This is a genomic window from Streptomyces sp. NPDC029044 (assembly GCF_040637495.1).
Taxonomy (GTDB): domain Bacteria; phylum Actinomycetota; class Actinomycetes; order Streptomycetales; family Streptomycetaceae; genus Streptomyces.
In genome coordinates this window covers 1-14,923 of record NZ_JBEZWN010000019.1, presented here as the reverse complement: position 1 = coordinate 14,923, position 14,923 = coordinate 1, and the positions used below count along the sequence as shown (strand labels likewise).

The window sequence follows — 14,923 nt, the reverse complement described above, 5'->3', positions numbered from 1 at the left end:
ACCAGGAGGCGGTGAAACCGGTGAGCACCCCCAAGGACACCACGGTTCAGGCGGCGGGCTGCGTCCTGTGGCGCCGCGCCCCCGCCACCGGCGAGCCGGAGCTCTGCCTCGTTCACCGGCCGAAATACGACGACTGGTCGTGGCCGAAGGGGAAACTGAAGCGCGGCGAGGAGGCACTCGCGGGCGCGCTGCGCGAGGTGGCGGAGGAGACGGGCTGCCGCGCCCTGCCGGGACCCGAGCTGTCCACCCAGCGCTATCGCGCGGGCGGCCGCCCCAAGAAGGTCCGCTACTGGGCGGCCGAGGCCGTGTCCTGCGCGTTCTCACCGACGGACGAAGTCGACCGGGTCCTGTGGCTGGATCCCGCCGATGCCCGGGACCGTCTCACCCAGCCCCACGACCGGCCCCTGGTGGACGAGCTGCTCGCCGTGCTGCACCGGCCCCGGACGGCCGGCTGACCGGAAGATCCCCTTTCGTCAGCAAAAGCGGAAGGCCGACGCGCTCTCCCCGTGAGCATTCCGTGACCTAACCAGGCCTTAGGCAGGGGTTCACCCCTCGTTCATGTGCGGCCATCGGCGGCTTCACCTGATCTGCCTAATTTCGGCCTTACCGACGCGAGCCGCGCCCGCAGCGCGCGACCGCGTCCGCATCACTCAGACTTCGCACGCCGCCGATCAGGACGGCGGCTCCTGGAAGGAACTCAAGTGAAGCTTCAGCGCATGAACCGGCGGGCCCTCGCTCTCGGTGCTCTCGCCGTCTCCGGCGCCCTGGCCCTCACGGCGTGCGGCTCCGACGACACCGGCGGCGGTGCCAACGGCGGTTCCTCCAACGCCGCCGCGCCGAGCAACGTCAAGTGCGACGACGCCAAGGGCCAGCTGCTGGCCGACGGCTCGTCCGCGCAGAAGAACGCGATCGACGCCTGGGTCAAGCAGTTCACCGCCGCCTGCCAGGGCGTCCAGATCAACTACAAGGGCGGCGGCTCCGGCGCCGGTGTCACCGCGTTCACCCAGGGCCAGGTCGCCTTCGCCGGCTCCGACTCCGCGCTGAAGCCCGACGAGGTCACCGCGTCCAAGAAGGTCTGCTCCGGCGGCCAGGGCATCGACCTGCCGATGGTCGGCGGCCCGATCGCGGTCGGCTACAACGTCGACGGCGTGGACAACCTGGTCCTGGACGCCGCGACCCTGGCGAAGATCTTCAACAACCAGATCACCAACTGGAACGACCCGGCGATCAAGAAGCTGAACCCGGACGCGAAGCTCCCGGACCTCAAGATCCAGGCGTTCCACCGCTCGGACGACTCCGGCACCACGGACAACTTCACCAAGTACCTGATGGCCACCGCCAAGAAGGACTGGCCCTACGACGGCGGCAAGACCTGGCAGGCCAAGGGCGGCCAGTCCGCCTCCGGCTCCTCCGGTGTCGCCCAGCAGGTGAAGCAGACCAACGGCGCCATCGGCTACTTCGAGCTGTCGTACGCCAAGGACGGCCTGAAGACCGTCGACCTCGACACGGGTGCCGCCCAGCCGGTCAAGGCCACCGTCGAGAACGCCACCAAGGCGATCTCCGAGGCCAAGGTCGTCGGCACGGGCAAGGACCTCGCCCTGGAGCTGAACTACGGCACCAAGGCCGAGGGCGCCTACCCGATGGTCCTCGTCACCTACGAGATCGTCTGCGACAAGGGCAACAAGTCCGACACGCTGCCCGGCACCAAGGCGTTCCTGCGCTACATCGCCTCCGAGGACGGCCAGAAGATCCTCGCCGAGAACGACTACGCGCCGATCCCCGCCGACATCATCTCCCAGGTCCGTACCACCATCGAGGGCCTGAGCTGACCCGAGTGCGGCCCGGTTCCCTCCCGGGGACCGGGCCGCACCGTCCGGTGCACCGCCGCCAGTGGCCGTACCCCGCGTACGGCTCCGCAGACCGGAGAACCCGATGGGCACACCCACACAGATAACCGACACACCTCCCCCCGCTCAGCAGCCGACCGTCGACAAGCGCGCCGCGCGCGGGGCCACCCGGCCCGGAGACCGCATCTTCCTCGGTCTCTCCCGCGGCTCCGGCATCCTGCTGCTGGTGATCATGGCCGCGATCGCGGTCTTCCTCACCTACCGCGCCTCCCTCGCGATCAGCAAGGACCAGGGCAACTTCCTCACGACCTTCCAGTGGGACACCAACCTCGTCCCGCCGAACTTCGGCATCGCCGTCCTGGCCTTCGGCACGGTCGTCTCCTCGATCGTCGCCATGGTCATCGCGGTCCCGGTCGCCGTCGCCATCGCGCTGTTCCTCACGCACTACGCCCCACGCCGGATGCGCGGCCCCATCGCGTACGTCATCGACCTGCTCGCCGCCGTGCCGTCCATCGTCTACGGCCTGTGGGGCGCCCTCGTCCTCGTGCCGCACATGAACGGTCTCTTCGGCTGGCTGAACGACTACCTCGGCTGGACCGGCGTCTTCTCGTGGGAGGGCGGCGCCCCCCGCTCGATGCTGACCGTCGGCATCCTGCTCGCGATCATGATCCTGCCGATCATCACCAACGTGAGCCGCGAGGTCTTCCGCCAGGTCCCGCAGATGCACGAGGAGGCGGCCCTGGCGCTCGGCGCCACCCGCTGGGAGGTGATCCGCATGGCGGTCATCCCCTTCGGCCGCTCCGGTGTCATCTCCGCGTCGATGCTCGGCCTCGGCCGCGCACTCGGCGAGACCATGGCCGTCGCCACGGTGCTCTCGCCGACCTTCGACATCCAGGCCAGCCTGCTCGACCCGGGCGGCGGCACGTTCGCCCAGAACATCGCCAGCAAGTTCGGTGAGGCCACCGAGTTCGGCCGGGACGCGCTGATCGCCTCCGGTCTGGTCCTGTTCGTCATCACCCTGCTGGTCAACGGCGCGGCCCGCGCGATCATCGCCCGCCGCAAGGAGTACTCGGGGGCCAACGCATGAGCACCGCGACCATCACCCCGAAGGGCCCCAGCACCCTGCGCGGCGCCCGGCTGCCCAAGTGGTCCCCGTACGCCATCGCCGCCGGCTCGATCGCCCTCGCGGTCGGCATCGGCCTCGTCGGCGGCCTGCACAGCCGCGTCCAGTGGGGCCTGATCGCCGCGATCCTGTACGTCGTCGGCACCTATGCCATCGCCGCGGGTGTCGAGGGCAAGCGGCAGGCCAAGGACCGCATCGCGACCTCTCTCGTCTGGGTCGCCTTCCTGCTCGCCGTCGTGCCGCTGGCCTCGCTGGTCTGGTCGACCGTCGTGCGCGGTGTGAAGGTCCTCGACGTCTACTTCCTGACGCACTCCATGGGCGTCGTCGCCGACACCGAGCCCGGCGGCGGCATCTACCACGCCATCCTCGGCACCCTGGAGCAGGTCGGTCTCGCCACGCTGATCGCCGCGCCGATCGGCGTGCTCACCGCGATCTACCTCGTCGAGTACGGCCGGGGGAACCTCTCCAAGGCCATCACGTTCTTCGTCGACGTCATGACCGGCATCCCGTCGATCGTCGCGGGTCTGTTCATCCTCAGCCTCATGCTGATGTTCGACATGGAGCCCTTCGGCTTCGCCGGATCGCTGGCCCTGGCCATCCTGATGATGCCGGTCGTCGTCCGCTCCACGGAGGAGATGCTCAAGCTCGTCCCGAACGAGCTGCGCGAGGCCTCCCTGGCGCTCGGCGTCCCCAAGTGGCGCACCATCCTGAAGGTGGTCCTGCCGACCTCCATCGGCGGCATCACCACGGGCATCATGCTCTCGATCGCCCGTATCACCGGTGAGACCGCCCCGGTCCTGCTGCTGGTGTGGGGCAACGCGTTCATCAACGCCAACCCCTTCGAGGGGGCGCAGGCCTCGCTGCCGCTGTACATCTACCAGCAGTACGCGAACAGCGCGGGCTCCGGTGCGGCGTACGACCGCGCCTGGGCGGCCTCGCTCACCCTGATCGCCTTCGTGATGATCCTGAATCTGGTGGCCCGCGGGATCGCCCGCTGGAAGGCCCCGAAGACCGGTCGCTAAAGCGTCAATCTGCGGCTACCGCCGCGCGGGGCCACACAGCGACCCCCAGACTTTGGAAGTGAAGAAGTAATGGCCAAGCGAATCGACGTAAGCGGACTGACCGCCTTCTACGGCTCCCACAAGGCGATCGAGGACATCTCGATGACCGTCGAGCCGCGCTCGGTGACGGCGTTCATCGGGCCCTCCGGCTGCGGCAAGTCGACGTTCCTGCGCACGCTGAACCGGATGCACGAGGTGACCTCGGGCGGCCGGGTCGAGGGCAAGGTGCTCCTCGACGACGAGGACCTCTACGGCACGGGCATCGACCCGGTGTCGGTCCGCCGCGAGGTCGGCATGGTGTTCCAGCGGCCGAACCCGTTCCCCACCATGTCGATCTTCGACAACGTGGCGGCGGGCCTGCGGCTGAACGGCAACTACAAGAAGAGCGAGCTCTCGGACATCGTCGAGCGCTCCCTCAAGGGCGCGAACCTCTGGAACGAGGTCAAGGACCGTCTGAACAAGCCCGGCTCGGGCCTGTCCGGTGGCCAGCAGCAGCGTCTGTGCATCGCGCGGGCGATCGCGGTCGAGCCGAACGTCCTGCTCATGGACGAGCCCTGCTCGGCGCTCGACCCGATCTCCACGCTCGCGATCGAGGACCTGATCGGCGAGCTCAAGGAACGCTTCACCATCGTCATCGTGACGCACAACATGCAGCAGGCGGCCCGCGTCTCCGACCGCACGGCGTTCTTCAACCTCGCGGCGGTCGGCCAGCCCGGCAAGCTCATCGAGATCGACGACACGGAGCGGATCTTCTCCAACCCGTCGGTCCAGGCCACGGAGGACTACATCTCCGGCCGCTTCGGCTGAGCCGGACCCCGCCGACTCCTCGCGGTGCTGCATGGCGGTGCCACCGCGAGGCCGAAAAAGGGCCCGCCCCTCTCCCAGGGGCGGGCCTTTTGGCGCTCAGCTGCGGGCATGCGTGCCGCTAAGGGCGGCTCCCGACCCACTGAGAGCGGCACCTCGTCGCGCCGAGCTGCGCAACGCCCCCGCTTTCAGCCCCGACGCCGAGCACTACAGGAACGCCAGATTCACGATCCCGAAAGACGCCGCAGCCACAAGCGCCGCAGCCGGCATCGTGATGAACCACCCCAGGATGATGTTCTTGGCGACACCCCAGCGCACTGCGTTCACGCGCTTGGTCGCCCCCACGCCCATGATCGCCGAGGTGATCACGTGCGTCGTCGAGATCGGCGCCTTGAACAGGAACGCCGTGGTGAACATGATCGACGCGCCGGTCGTCTCCGCCGCGAAACCCTGCGGCGGGTCCAGCTCGATGATCTTCCGCCCCAGCGTCCGCATGATCCGCCAGCCGCCGGCGTACGTCCCCAGCGACAGCATCACCGCACAGGCGACCTTGACCCAGATCGGAATCGGGTCGCCGTAGTCCTCGACATCGGCGATGACGAGCGCCATCACCACGATGCCCATCGTCTTCTGCGCGTCCTGAAGACCGTGCCCCAGCGCCATGCCGGCCGCCGAGACGGTCTGCGCGATGCGGAACCCGCGCTTGGCCTTGTGCGGGTTGGCCTTCCTGAATATCCACAGGATCGCGGTCATCACGAGGTAACCGGCCAGCATGCCGACCACCGGAGACACGAACATCGGGATGACGACCTTCTCCAGCACCCCGCTCCAGTAGACCGTCGTCCCGCCGGCCAGCGCCGCCCCGACCATGCCGCCGAACAGCGCGTGCGAGGAGGAGGACGGCAGCCCGAAGTACCAGGTGATGAGGTTCCAGACGATCGCGCCCACCAGCGCGGCGAAGAGGATGCCCATCCCCTTGGAGCCGGTCGGCGTCTGGATCAGCCCCTCGCTGACGGTCTTGGCGACCCCGGAGCCCATGAAGGCACCGGCGAGGTTCATCACCGCCGCCATGGCCAGCGCGGCCTTCGGCGTCAGCGCCCGCGTCGAGACGGACGTGGCGATCGCGTTCGCCGAGTCGTGGAAGCCGTTGGTGTACGTGAAGAAGAGCGCGACCGCGATGGTCACGACCAGAGCAAAGGTGTCCATGAAGGGCTCAGGACTCCTTGACGGCGATGGTCTCCACCGTGTTCGCCACGTGCTCGAACGCGTCCGCCGCTTCCTCCAGCACGTCCACGATCTGCTTCAGCTTCAGCACATCCATGGCGTCGTACTTGCCGTTGAAGAGGTGCGCCAGCAGCTTGCGGTGGATCTGGTCGGCCTGGTTCTCCAGCCGGTTGACCTCGATCCAGTACTCGGTGAGGTTCTCCATCGTCCGCAGGTGCGGCATCGCCTCGGCCGTGAGCTCGGCCGCGCGCGCCAGCACCTCGATCTGCTGGTCGACGCCCTTGGGCAGTTCCTCGACGTTGTAGAGGACGACCAGGTCGACGGCCTCCTCCATGAAGTCCATGATGTCGTCGAGCGACGAGGCGAGGGAGTAGATGTCCTCGCGGTCGAACGGCGTGATGAAGGAGGAGTTCAGCTGGTGGAAGATCGCGTGCGTGGCGTCGTCACCTGCGTGTTCCGCTGCCCGCATACGCTCTGCGATCTCGGCCCGGGCGGATGCGTCCGCCCCGAGCAGTTCCATCAGGAGCTTCGAGCCCGTGACGATGTTGTCCGCGGAGGCGGCGAACATGTCGTAGAAGCTCGTCTCCCTGGGGGTCAGACGAAAGCGCACGTGGGGTCCTCGGGGTGTTTCGGCTTCGGTCAGGCTGATGCTAGGCGCATCATCCGGCCACGGCTATCGGGCCGCCCACCAGTGTCGCCCATCGGGCACAGTGATGAGCACGGGGGCGGTTCCCAGGGCCGTATACCCGGCAAAGTTCGGTACCATATACCCACCAGGGGTATCAGTTCACCCGCTGTCCACCAGGAGGAAGCGATGACGGACGTGACCGACACGACACATGTCGCACATGTCACCCCCGGCACCGCCGACGCCGCCGGGGCGGAGGTGACGGCCGATCACGACCACGGCGTGCACGGGTACCACCAGCAGAAGGACGAACACCTCAAGCGCCTGCGCCGCATCGAGGGCCAGATCCGCGGCCTTCAGCGCATGGTCGACGAGGACGTCTACTGCATCGACATACTCACGCAGGTCTCCGCCTCCACCAAGGCTCTCCAGTCCTTCGCCCTCCAGCTCCTGGAGGAGCACCTGCGGCACTGCGTCGCCGACGCGGCCCTCAAGGGCGGGGACGAGATCGACGCGAAGGTGAAGGAGGCGACCCAGGCGATCGCCCGCATGCTGCGGACGTGAACCGGGCCCCACCCCGTGATCAGCGCCTGGAGGAGTCCCGCTCCTCGGCGACTTTCAGCACCTCGTCGATGCTCTCCAGGCTGAGCCGCTCCCGGGCGGCCGAGGCCGCGATGATCAGCTCTCCGCACAGCTCGATCTCGGCGAGGGCCACGTGGTCCTGAACTGCCGTACCGCCGACCGGAGCCACGTGCATCACCTCATCTCTGCCGCCACCGGCTTCCTAGAGTAGGGAGCGGCCTACACACCGCGCATGGCACGGACGGGCTAGTTCGCGCCGGTCACTCCTCGGCGATCCTGCCCGCGTAGATGTCGTCGGCCGCGGGCAGCCGTACGCGCGCCGGGGCCCCGAAATCGTAGAGCAGAGTCGTCGAGGCGACAGCCACCGGGCTCTTCTGCTGCCCGTTCAGGAAGCTGAAGCGGTGCCTGACCTTGCGGATGCGTCCCTCGTCGTCGAGGTAGGCGTCGAACGGCACCGCGGCGGTCGCGAACCCGTCGGCCGCCGCCTTCAGAGGCTCCTCGTTCCCCTTCGACGCCCGCCGGGCCGCGTCGGCGAGGTCCGCCGTCCCCCGGTAGTGGCGCACCCCCGTTCCCGCGACCTCCGTCCGGCCCACATAGGTCGCCGTCCGCGTACCGAGCAGCACCTCGGCCGCCGTGAACGGGTCGGTGGCCCCGCCGGTGACGAGGTTTCCGTCGGACAGCGTCCGCGTGTCCACCCGCACCCATTTGTCCGGGGGCACACCGGCACCCCGGTTCTTCATGAACAGCGCACCCGGAGCGAGCAGTTCGGTGATCGGCCGGCGCTTGGCGACTCCCGCGGGGTCCTGCGGCAGCAACACCTTCAGCTGCCCCATCCGCTTCCGGTAGTCGTACACCCCGGCGCCCCGGATGGTCACCCGGGTTCCGCCGGCGGCCATCTCCATCGACGTACGGGCCTTGGAACTCCCCGCGTCCACCAGCCGGCCGGCGGCCTGCCGCAGCACCACGACCGCGTCCCCGCCGCGGGAGTCCCCGGCGACCGCGTCACCCCCGGAGCACCCCGCGGTCCCGAGCCCCGCCCCGGCCAAGACCGCGGCCGCGACGATTGCCGCACCCGCCCGCCCGCGCCGCCGTTCGCGCTGCCGCCCAGTCATCGCCTGCCTACCCCCAGCCGGTACGTCCGTCACGGGCCCCCTCGTTGTTCCGGTTAACGACGGGTTTGTGCCCCCGTCACGCGAGCCCGCGCCGACCGCCGTACGAACCCTTTACCTGTGCTGGGTAACGTTGTCGCCGTGGCGCAGCAGGACGGGCTGGAAACTCCCCCCAACCTCCCGGAACACCGCACGACGACCATGGAGAAGGGCCGCTTCTGCATGGCCCGGTGCAGCTGCGGCTGGCGCGGCCCGGCACGAAGAGCCAGAAGCCAGGCCCGCACGGACGCGGAGCGGCACACGACTCCTTGAGGCCCGCGGCGCAGCTGTTCCGCCCGGGGCCGGACCATGGAACCCTGACCCCCCACCAGCCCGTCTCCCAGGACGGAACCACCGGGAGGCCCCATGGAACGGCGCACGATCCTCACAGCCGGCACGGCGGCGATCGCCGCGGCCGCGACCCCCTTCACCGTCGCCTGCACCCAGTCGGGCGACCGCCGCTCCGGGGCCACGGCCTCCAACGCCTCGCGCACCACGACCACGTCGAGGGCCACCGCCGCCGGCTGGTCCGCCCTGGCCCGCGACCTCGACGGGCCCCTGGTCCGCCCGGGCGACGCCGACTGGCCCGCCGCCCGGCAGCTCTACAACACCCGCTTCGACAGCCTGAAGCCCGCCGCGGTCGCGTACGTGTCCCACCCGGAGGACATCCGCACGACCCTGGCCTACGCCCGCACCCACGCCCTGCGGGTGGCGATCCGCAACGGCGGCCACTCCTACGCGGGCTGGTCCTCCGGCGACGGCCGGCTGATCATCGACGTCTCGAAACTCAGCCGCGTCCGGGCCTCCGGCACCACCGCGGTGGTCGGCGCCGGCGCCAAACTCATCGACGTCTACCGGGCCCTGGCCGCCAAGGGCGTCACGATCCCCGCCGGTTCGTGCCCGACCGTCGGCGTCTCGGGCCTCACCCTCGGCGGCGGCCACGGCGTGGTCTCCCGCGCCTACGGCCTGACCTGCGACAGCCTCACCCGGGCCACCCTGATCACCGCCGACGGCAAGCAGCTCACCGCCGACGCCCGGGAGAACAAGGACCTCTTCTGGGCCCTGCGCGGCGCCGGCAACGGCAACTTCGGCGTGGTCACGGAGCTGCACTTCACGACCCACCCGGCCCCGCAGGGCGTCTCGGCGTACCTGTCCTGGCCCTGGACCAGGGCGGCCGCGGTGGTGAAGGCCTGGCAGGAGTGGGGCCCGTCGCAGCCCGACGAGATCTGGTCGTCCCTGCACCTGGCGAACGCCGCGGGCGGCACCCCGACCGTCTCGGTCGCGGCGTTCTCCCTGGGCACCCACGGCGAGCTGAAGAACGCCGTCGACCGCCTGGCCGACAGCGTCGGCGCCCCGGCCCGCAGCGTCTCCCTGAAGCGCCGCTCGTACGAGGAGTCGATGGAGGTCTACGCGGGCTGCTCCTCGTTCCCGACCGACGCGCAGTGCCATCTGCCCGGCTCGACCCCGGGGCGTTCCCCCCAGGGCGCGCTGGGCCGCGAGACGTACGCGGCGGCGTCGGACTTCTTCGACCGCTCCCTGTCCACGGCCGGCATCCGCACGCTGCTCTCGCAGATCGGGTCGGTGCGCGGCGGCACGGGCAGCATCGCGCTGACCGCCCTCGGCGGAGCGGTCAACCGCGTCTCCCCCACGTCCACGGCGTTCGTCCACCGCCGCTCGCGGATGCTGGCCCAGTACATCGGGGCGTGGCGGGCCGGCACGAGCGGTGCGACGGCCCGCGACTGGCTGGCCTCCGCCCACAAGTCGATGCGCCCGTACGCCTCGGGGGCGGCGTACCAGAACTACACGGACCCGACCCTGACCGACTGGCGCAAGGCGTACTACGGGGATGCGGCGGCACGCCTGGCGAAGCTGAAGAAGCGGTACGACCCCGACCGCTTCTTCACGTATCCCCAGGCGCTGTGAGAACCCCTGATTCCCCTGATTCCCCTGATTCCCTGGAGGCCGTTACGCGGCGAGGTCCCGCTCCGAGGTCCGCTCACTGCGCGCCTCGGGGATCACCGTGTCCTCTCCCGTGGCCCGCCCTCTGCTGCGCACCAGCCATCCCACCCGGGGCGAGCGCTCGACGGCCTTCACCACAGGCGTCAGCAGGGCCATGGCGAGCGGCGACAGCAGCAGCGCCACGGCCGTGCCCAGCGCGAACCCGCCCACGACGTCCGTCGGGTAGTGCACGCCCATGTACACGCGGATGAACCCGCCGAACAACGCCAGCACGAGCCCGATGAGCCCGAACTTCCGGTTGGCGACGAACAGGCCGACCGCCAGTGCCATGACGATCGTCGCGTGGTCGCTGACGAACGAGTAGTCGGTCTTGCCCTGGACGAGCACTTCGAGCCCCTGGTGGTCCAGGAACGGCCGGGGCCGTTCCACGAACCCCCGTATGGGCACGTTCACCAGCACGGCGACCCCTGCGGCCAGCGGCGCCCAGACCAGGGCCGCCACGGTGGAGGCCGCGTCCTCGTCGCCCCGGCGCCGTACGGTCCACCAGCACCACACCACGAGCAGGACGATGGCGAGCAGCAGCCCGTACTCACCGACGTACTCCATGACGCGGTCGAACCAGGCCGGCGCGTCCTTGGCCAGGCCATTGATGTCGTACAGCAGGTCGACGTCAGGGTTCGACCCGGAATCGGCGAGTCCAGCCATGGCGCTGCGGCCCCTTCGTCGTCTCTCCGGCGCACCTGTGCGTGCGCCGCTCCTGCCACCCCCGTGGTTGTAGATCCGCTTCCGCCGTACGCGTGCGTGACGCGTGCCGTATGGACGTCCGCTCGGCTACGTCACCAGGAACGCATGGTCCCCGTCGATACGTTCCACACTCCACCGAATGATCACGCAGACGTTATCGAAGAGAGACACGTCTTCGCAGCTCAGGGGGTGGGTTCACACACGGTTCACACCGTGGTGGGCAGTGCTTTCGCGCCATCTTCGGTGACGCGGGTGGCTCCGAAGTAGTCGGGGGTGTCGATCGGGTCGAACCGGATGACGGCGCCGGTCCGGGGCGCGTCGATCATGTACCCGCCTCCGACATAAATGCCGACATGCCGGATGGCACGGGAATTGGTGAGGTCGTCCGAGAAGAACACGAGGTCGCCGGGAAGCAGTTCGTCCCGCGAGGGGTGCGGACCGGCGTTGTACTGGTCGTTGGCGACGCGCGGCAGCTTGATGCCCACGGTCTCGTAGGCGGCCTGGGTCAGCCCCGAGCAGTCGAAACGTCCGCCCTGCTCAGCGGTGCCGGTGCCGCCCCACAGGTAGGGCGTGCCGAGCTTCTTCTGCGCGTACTCGATCGCGGCGGCGGCCTGCTCGGAGGGGTCGACCCGCCCGACCGGCGCCGCGAAGCTCTCCGAGAGCGTCGTGATCCGCTTCACGTAGTTGCGGGTCTCGCTGTACGGCGGCACGCCCCCGTACTTGATCACCGCGTACGCCCCCGCGTTGTAGGCGGCCAGCATGTTTTCGGTCGGATTCCCGCCAACCTTCTTCACGTACGACGCGAGTTCGCAGTCGTAGGAGGCGGCGGAGGGGATCGCGTCCTTCGGATCCCACACGTCACGGTCGCCGTCGCCGTCACCGTCGATGCCGTGACTGGCCCACGTGCCGGGGATGAACTGCGCTATGCCCTGCGCGGCGGCGTGACTCTGGGCCCTGGGGTTGAAGCCGCTCTCCTGGTAGAGCTGCGCGGCGAGCAGGGCGGGGCTGATGGCGGGACAGAGGTTGCCCCACTTCTGCACGAGGGCCGCGTACGCGGCGGGCACCGCTCCCTTGGCCAGCGCCTTCGCCCCGCCACCCACACCGTTGGCCAGGTTCCCGGCGACGAGGTAGACCCCCACGACGAGCAGCATCACGAAGGCCAAGGCGGAGCTGATGGCGACACTCGCCACGATCCATGCCTTACGCACCGTCAACCGCCCCTCACCGCCCAGGAGTCCGTTGGTCAGTGTAGAGGCGGCCGGCACGCCCGGGAATGATCACGGGGAGGAGAGTCGGGGCGGACGGAGGAGCGGGCCACGGCACGGGCAGCACGGCCGGAGCGCGGCGTCCCCGCCCCGGCGCACGGGTTCACGGCCCGTCACGCATCCCTCGCGGCCCGCCCGTAGAGCCGCTTCGCCTCCGCGCCGAGGACCACGCTGTAGGAGACGCCGGGGGTCGTCCCGCCCTGGTCGTGCCCGCCGAGGACCCCGACGACCTGCCCGTCCCCGTTCACCCAGGGACTGCCGCTGGTGCCGCCGCTGAACCCGGGGCACGCGATGCGCTGCTGGGTGCGGCTGAGCGCGTGCGGCTCGGCGGTGCAGCTGACGGCCGTCTCCCGCGCGTCGGGGTACCCGGTGACGGTCACCGCGGTGGCCCCCGTCGCCGTGCCGGTGACGAACCGGTTCCCGCCGACGGCGTCCTGGACCTCCTCCCCGCCCCGGGGCGCGAGCGCGGCGAATCCCACGTCGCTGTCCTCGTCCCGCCCCTCGGCCCACCCGCGGGCCAGGAACCGCCGCCGCACCGTCCACTCCCCGTAGGGCGCGCGTCCGTCCCGGTACCCCGGCACGAAGACCAGTCCGCCGCCGGCCAGGCAGTGCGCCGCCGTGACGATCAGATTCCGGTGCGGGGCGTCCACGACGGACGCCGTACAGAAGTGCCGTCCCCCCGCGGCGGGCACGAGCACCCCGACCCGGGCGTCGCGCCCGGTGACGGTCACCCCGAGGGGACCGCCCCCGTCGTCGGCGGTCGCGCCGGACACGGCGAGGAGGGCAACGAGCATGACGACGACGGCCAGCACACGCTTCACCGGGGCGACTGTGCCGGACGAAGGTGAGAGGCACGTCAGACACCGGCACCCCGGCGGCACTTCACTCCGTACCGGGCCCTTCGGGTCAAGCCGTTCCCATCCCCCGGCCATCGCCCCGTCAGCGATCGGTAAGCCCCCCGTCTCCTTCAGCAATGCGGAGGTCAGAATTCCGCCACCTGTCTTGTTGTCACGTACCCAACAAGCCATCGTCGTCGCGGGTCGCCGCCCCCGCCGGGAAACACACCGGCGGTTCCCCCACCCGCAGGCCTCTGCCCACCATTGCCAGGAGGCTGTACCTTGCGCACGACACCGCACAACACCCCCTCCACCCGCCGCAGATGGCGCCGCACGCTCTCCGCCGTCACCGCCACCGCCGCGCTCCTCCTCACCGGCCTCGCCACCGCCGCCCACGCCCAGGCCGCCGCGGACACGAGCACCTCCAAGGTCACCTGGACGCGTTCCTGCGCCCTGCCCCGCCACCAGGGCGAGATGGCCTGCAACGCCCTGCGCGTCACGGGAGGCGTCACCGCCTTCCAGAAGCAGCACGGCATCTCGGCGAAAACCGCCGAGGCCACTTCCCCCTCCGGCTACGGCCCCACCGACCTCCGCAGCGCCTACGGCCTTTCCTCCGCCGCCACGAGCAACGGCTCCGGCCGGACCATCGCCATCGTCGACGCCTACGACGACCCGAACGCCGAGTCCGACCTCGCCGCCTACCGCTCGCACTACGGCCTGCCCGCCTGCACCACGGCCAACGGCTGCTTCAAGAAGGTGAGCCAGACCGGTTCCACCACCGCCCTCCCCACCGCCGACAGCGGCTGGGCCGGAGAGATCTCCCTCGACCTCGACATGGCGAGCGCCGTCTGCCCGAACTGCCACATCACCCTCGTCGAGGCGAAGTCGGCGACCATGGCCAACCTCGGCACCGCCGTCAACGAGGCCGTCGCCCTGGGCGCCAAGTACGTCTCCAACAGCTACGGCGGCGGCGAGTCCTCCTCCGACGCCTCGTACGACTCGGCCTACTTCAACCACCCGGGCGTCGCCATCACCGTCAGCGCGGGCGACGCCGGCTACGGCGCCGAGTACCCGGCGGCGTCGAAGTACGTGACGGCCGTCGGCGGCACCAGCCTCACCGCCTCCTCCACCGCCCGCGGCTGGACCGAGAGCGTCTGGCGGACCAGCAGCACCGAGGGCACCGGCTCCGGCTGCTCCGCCTACGACACCAAACCCGCCTGGCAGACCGACACCGGCTGCACCCGGCGCATGATCGCCGACGTCTCGGCCGTCGCCGACCCGGCGACCGGCGTCTCCGTCTACGACACCTACGGCGCCGACGGCCAGGGCTGGGCGACCTACGGCGGCACCAGCGCCTCCGCCCCGATCATCGCGAGCGTCTACGCCCTCGCGGGCACCCCGTCCACCGGCTCCTACCCGGCCAAGTTCCCCTACGCGAACACCTCCGCCCTGAACGACGTCACCAGCGGCAGCAACGGCAGCTGCACCACCAGCTACTTCTGCACCGCCCGGACGGGCTACGACGGTCCGACCGGTCTGGGCACCCCGGAGGGGCTAGGCGCCTTCACCGGCTGACGTCTCGCCGCCGGTGACAGTCCGTCACCGGTACATGCCACCCGGGGCCGTGGGGGCCCGGGGTCGGCCGACGGCGAAGGGGCCGCGGCAACCCAGCCGCGGCCCCGTCGCCCTGCCCCGGAGCCAT

Annotated in this window: 16 protein-coding genes; 9 read left to right on the top strand and 7 right to left on the bottom strand. The window is 70.2% G+C overall.

The window, feature by feature from the left end; all coding sequences use genetic code 11:
* Positions 1-20 precede the first annotated feature (20 nt).
* From AB0E85_RS17680 to pstB, 5 genes are all read left to right on the top strand, one after another.
* Positions 21-455, top strand: a complete 435-nt coding sequence (locus AB0E85_RS17680; protein WP_361927658.1) for an NUDIX hydrolase — start codon at positions 21-23, stop codon at positions 453-455.
* A gap of 246 nt (positions 456-701) precedes the next feature.
* The gene (gene pstS, locus AB0E85_RS17675) at positions 702-1,829 is read left to right on the top strand and encodes a phosphate ABC transporter substrate-binding protein PstS (protein WP_361927655.1); all 1,128 of its coding nucleotides are present in this window, start codon (positions 702-704) and stop codon (positions 1,827-1,829) included.
* Positions 1,830-1,932: 103 nt separating this feature from the next.
* Positions 1,933-2,934: a phosphate ABC transporter permease subunit PstC gene (gene pstC, locus AB0E85_RS17670; RefSeq protein WP_361927653.1), complete on the top strand. Its 1,002-nt coding sequence runs from the start codon at positions 1,933-1,935 to the stop codon at positions 2,932-2,934.
* Complete coding sequence (gene pstA / locus AB0E85_RS17665; RefSeq protein WP_361927650.1) at positions 2,931-3,992, top strand: phosphate ABC transporter permease PstA; 1,062 nt, start codon at positions 2,931-2,933, stop codon at positions 3,990-3,992. The genes pstC and pstA overlap by 4 nt, the downstream gene beginning before the upstream one ends.
* A 69-nt stretch (positions 3,993-4,061) precedes the next feature.
* On the top strand, positions 4,062-4,838 hold the full coding sequence (gene pstB, locus AB0E85_RS17660; RefSeq protein ID WP_361927647.1) for a phosphate ABC transporter ATP-binding protein PstB: 777 nt from the start codon (positions 4,062-4,064) through the stop codon (positions 4,836-4,838).
* 204 nt (positions 4,839-5,042) lie between these two features.
* Here the strand turns inward: pstB and AB0E85_RS17655 are convergent, their stop codons facing one another.
* Positions 5,043-6,041 carry an inorganic phosphate transporter gene (locus AB0E85_RS17655; protein ID WP_161369326.1) on the bottom strand — a complete coding sequence of 333 codons (999 nt, stop codon included), beginning with the start codon at positions 6,039-6,041 and terminating at the stop codon, positions 5,043-5,045.
* A gap of 7 nt (positions 6,042-6,048) precedes the next feature.
* Positions 6,049-6,669 carry a DUF47 family protein gene (locus AB0E85_RS17650; protein WP_062927701.1) on the bottom strand — a complete coding sequence of 207 codons (621 nt, stop codon included), beginning with the start codon at positions 6,667-6,669 and terminating at the stop codon, positions 6,049-6,051.
* A 204-nt stretch (positions 6,670-6,873) separates the two neighbouring features.
* Here AB0E85_RS17650 and AB0E85_RS17645 point away from each other — a divergent pair, with 204 nt between their 5' ends.
* Positions 6,874-7,251 (top strand): metal-sensitive transcriptional regulator, encoded by a 378-nt coding sequence (locus AB0E85_RS17645; RefSeq protein WP_361927643.1) that lies wholly within the window; start codon positions 6,874-6,876, stop codon positions 7,249-7,251.
* Positions 7,252-7,270: 19 nt separating this feature from the next.
* Here AB0E85_RS17645 and AB0E85_RS17640 read toward each other — a convergent pair whose 3' ends face one another.
* Positions 7,271-7,438 (bottom strand): hypothetical protein, encoded by a 168-nt coding sequence (locus AB0E85_RS17640; protein ID WP_350705544.1) that lies wholly within the window; start codon positions 7,436-7,438, stop codon positions 7,271-7,273.
* Positions 7,439-7,529: 91 nt separating this feature from the next.
* A complete protein-coding gene (locus tag AB0E85_RS17635) occupies positions 7,530-8,381 on the bottom strand; it encodes a hypothetical protein (RefSeq protein ID WP_361927640.1) in 852 nt (283 codons plus the stop codon).
* A 117-nt stretch (positions 8,382-8,498) separates the two neighbouring features.
* On the opposite strand from AB0E85_RS17635, the gene AB0E85_RS17630 reads away from it, so the two are divergent.
* Positions 8,499-8,690, top strand: coding sequence for a hypothetical protein (locus tag AB0E85_RS17630; RefSeq protein ID WP_361927931.1), 192 nt, complete (start codon positions 8,499-8,501; stop codon positions 8,688-8,690).
* 93 nt (positions 8,691-8,783) lie between these two features.
* Positions 8,784-10,340 (top strand): FAD-binding oxidoreductase, encoded by a 1,557-nt coding sequence (locus AB0E85_RS17625; protein WP_361927637.1) that lies wholly within the window; start codon positions 8,784-8,786, stop codon positions 10,338-10,340.
* 42 nt (positions 10,341-10,382) lie between these two features.
* Here the strand turns inward: AB0E85_RS17625 and AB0E85_RS17620 are convergent, their stop codons facing one another.
* The 3 genes from AB0E85_RS17620 to AB0E85_RS17610 all read right to left on the bottom strand — a co-directional run bounded on the left by AB0E85_RS17620 (position 10,383) and on the right by AB0E85_RS17610 (position 13,179).
* Positions 10,383-11,081, bottom strand: a complete 699-nt coding sequence (locus AB0E85_RS17620) for a phosphatase PAP2 family protein (protein ID WP_361927634.1) — start codon at positions 11,079-11,081, stop codon at positions 10,383-10,385.
* A gap of 245 nt (positions 11,082-11,326) precedes the next feature.
* Entirely contained in the window at positions 11,327-12,328 is a 1,002-nt protein-coding gene (locus tag AB0E85_RS17615) for an NlpC/P60 family protein (RefSeq protein WP_361927632.1), read from the bottom strand.
* Positions 12,329-12,498: 170 nt separating this feature from the next.
* On the bottom strand, positions 12,499-13,179 hold the full coding sequence (locus tag AB0E85_RS17610) for a trypsin-like peptidase domain-containing protein (protein WP_361927913.1): 681 nt from the start codon (positions 13,177-13,179) through the stop codon (positions 12,499-12,501).
* Between the two features lie 324 nt (positions 13,180-13,503).
* Here AB0E85_RS17610 and AB0E85_RS17605 point away from each other — a divergent pair, with 324 nt between their 5' ends.
* Entirely contained in the window at positions 13,504-14,796 is a 1,293-nt protein-coding gene (locus AB0E85_RS17605) for a S53 family peptidase (protein ID WP_361927629.1), read from the top strand.
* The last annotated feature ends 127 nt before the right edge of the window (positions 14,797-14,923 follow it).

Excerpts from the sequence above, each read along its gene's own strand:
- pstC (WP_361927653.1), top strand. The coding sequence starts at position 1,933 with ATGGGCACACCCACACAGATAACCGACACACCTCCCCCCGCTCAGCAG.
- pstA (WP_361927650.1), top strand. The coding sequence starts at position 2,931 with ATGAGCACCGCGACCATCACCCCGAAGGGCCCCAGCACCCTGCGCGGC.
- pstB (WP_361927647.1), top strand. The coding sequence starts at position 4,062 with ATGGCCAAGCGAATCGACGTAAGCGGACTGACCGCCTTCTACGGCTCC.
- AB0E85_RS17655 (WP_161369326.1), bottom strand. The coding sequence starts at position 6,041 with ATGGACACCTTTGCTCTGGTCGTGACCATCGCGGTCGCGCTCTTCTTC.
- AB0E85_RS17645 (WP_361927643.1), top strand. The coding sequence starts at position 6,874 with ATGACGGACGTGACCGACACGACACATGTCGCACATGTCACCCCCGGC.
- AB0E85_RS17635 (WP_361927640.1), bottom strand. The coding sequence starts at position 8,381 with ATGACTGGGCGGCAGCGCGAACGGCGGCGCGGGCGGGCGGGTGCGGCA.
- AB0E85_RS17625 (WP_361927637.1), top strand. The coding sequence starts at position 8,784 with ATGGAACGGCGCACGATCCTCACAGCCGGCACGGCGGCGATCGCCGCG.
- AB0E85_RS17620 (WP_361927634.1), bottom strand. The coding sequence starts at position 11,081 with ATGGCTGGACTCGCCGATTCCGGGTCGAACCCTGACGTCGACCTGCTG.
- AB0E85_RS17610 (WP_361927913.1), bottom strand. The coding sequence starts at position 13,179 with ATGCTCGTTGCCCTCCTCGCCGTGTCCGGCGCGACCGCCGACGACGGG.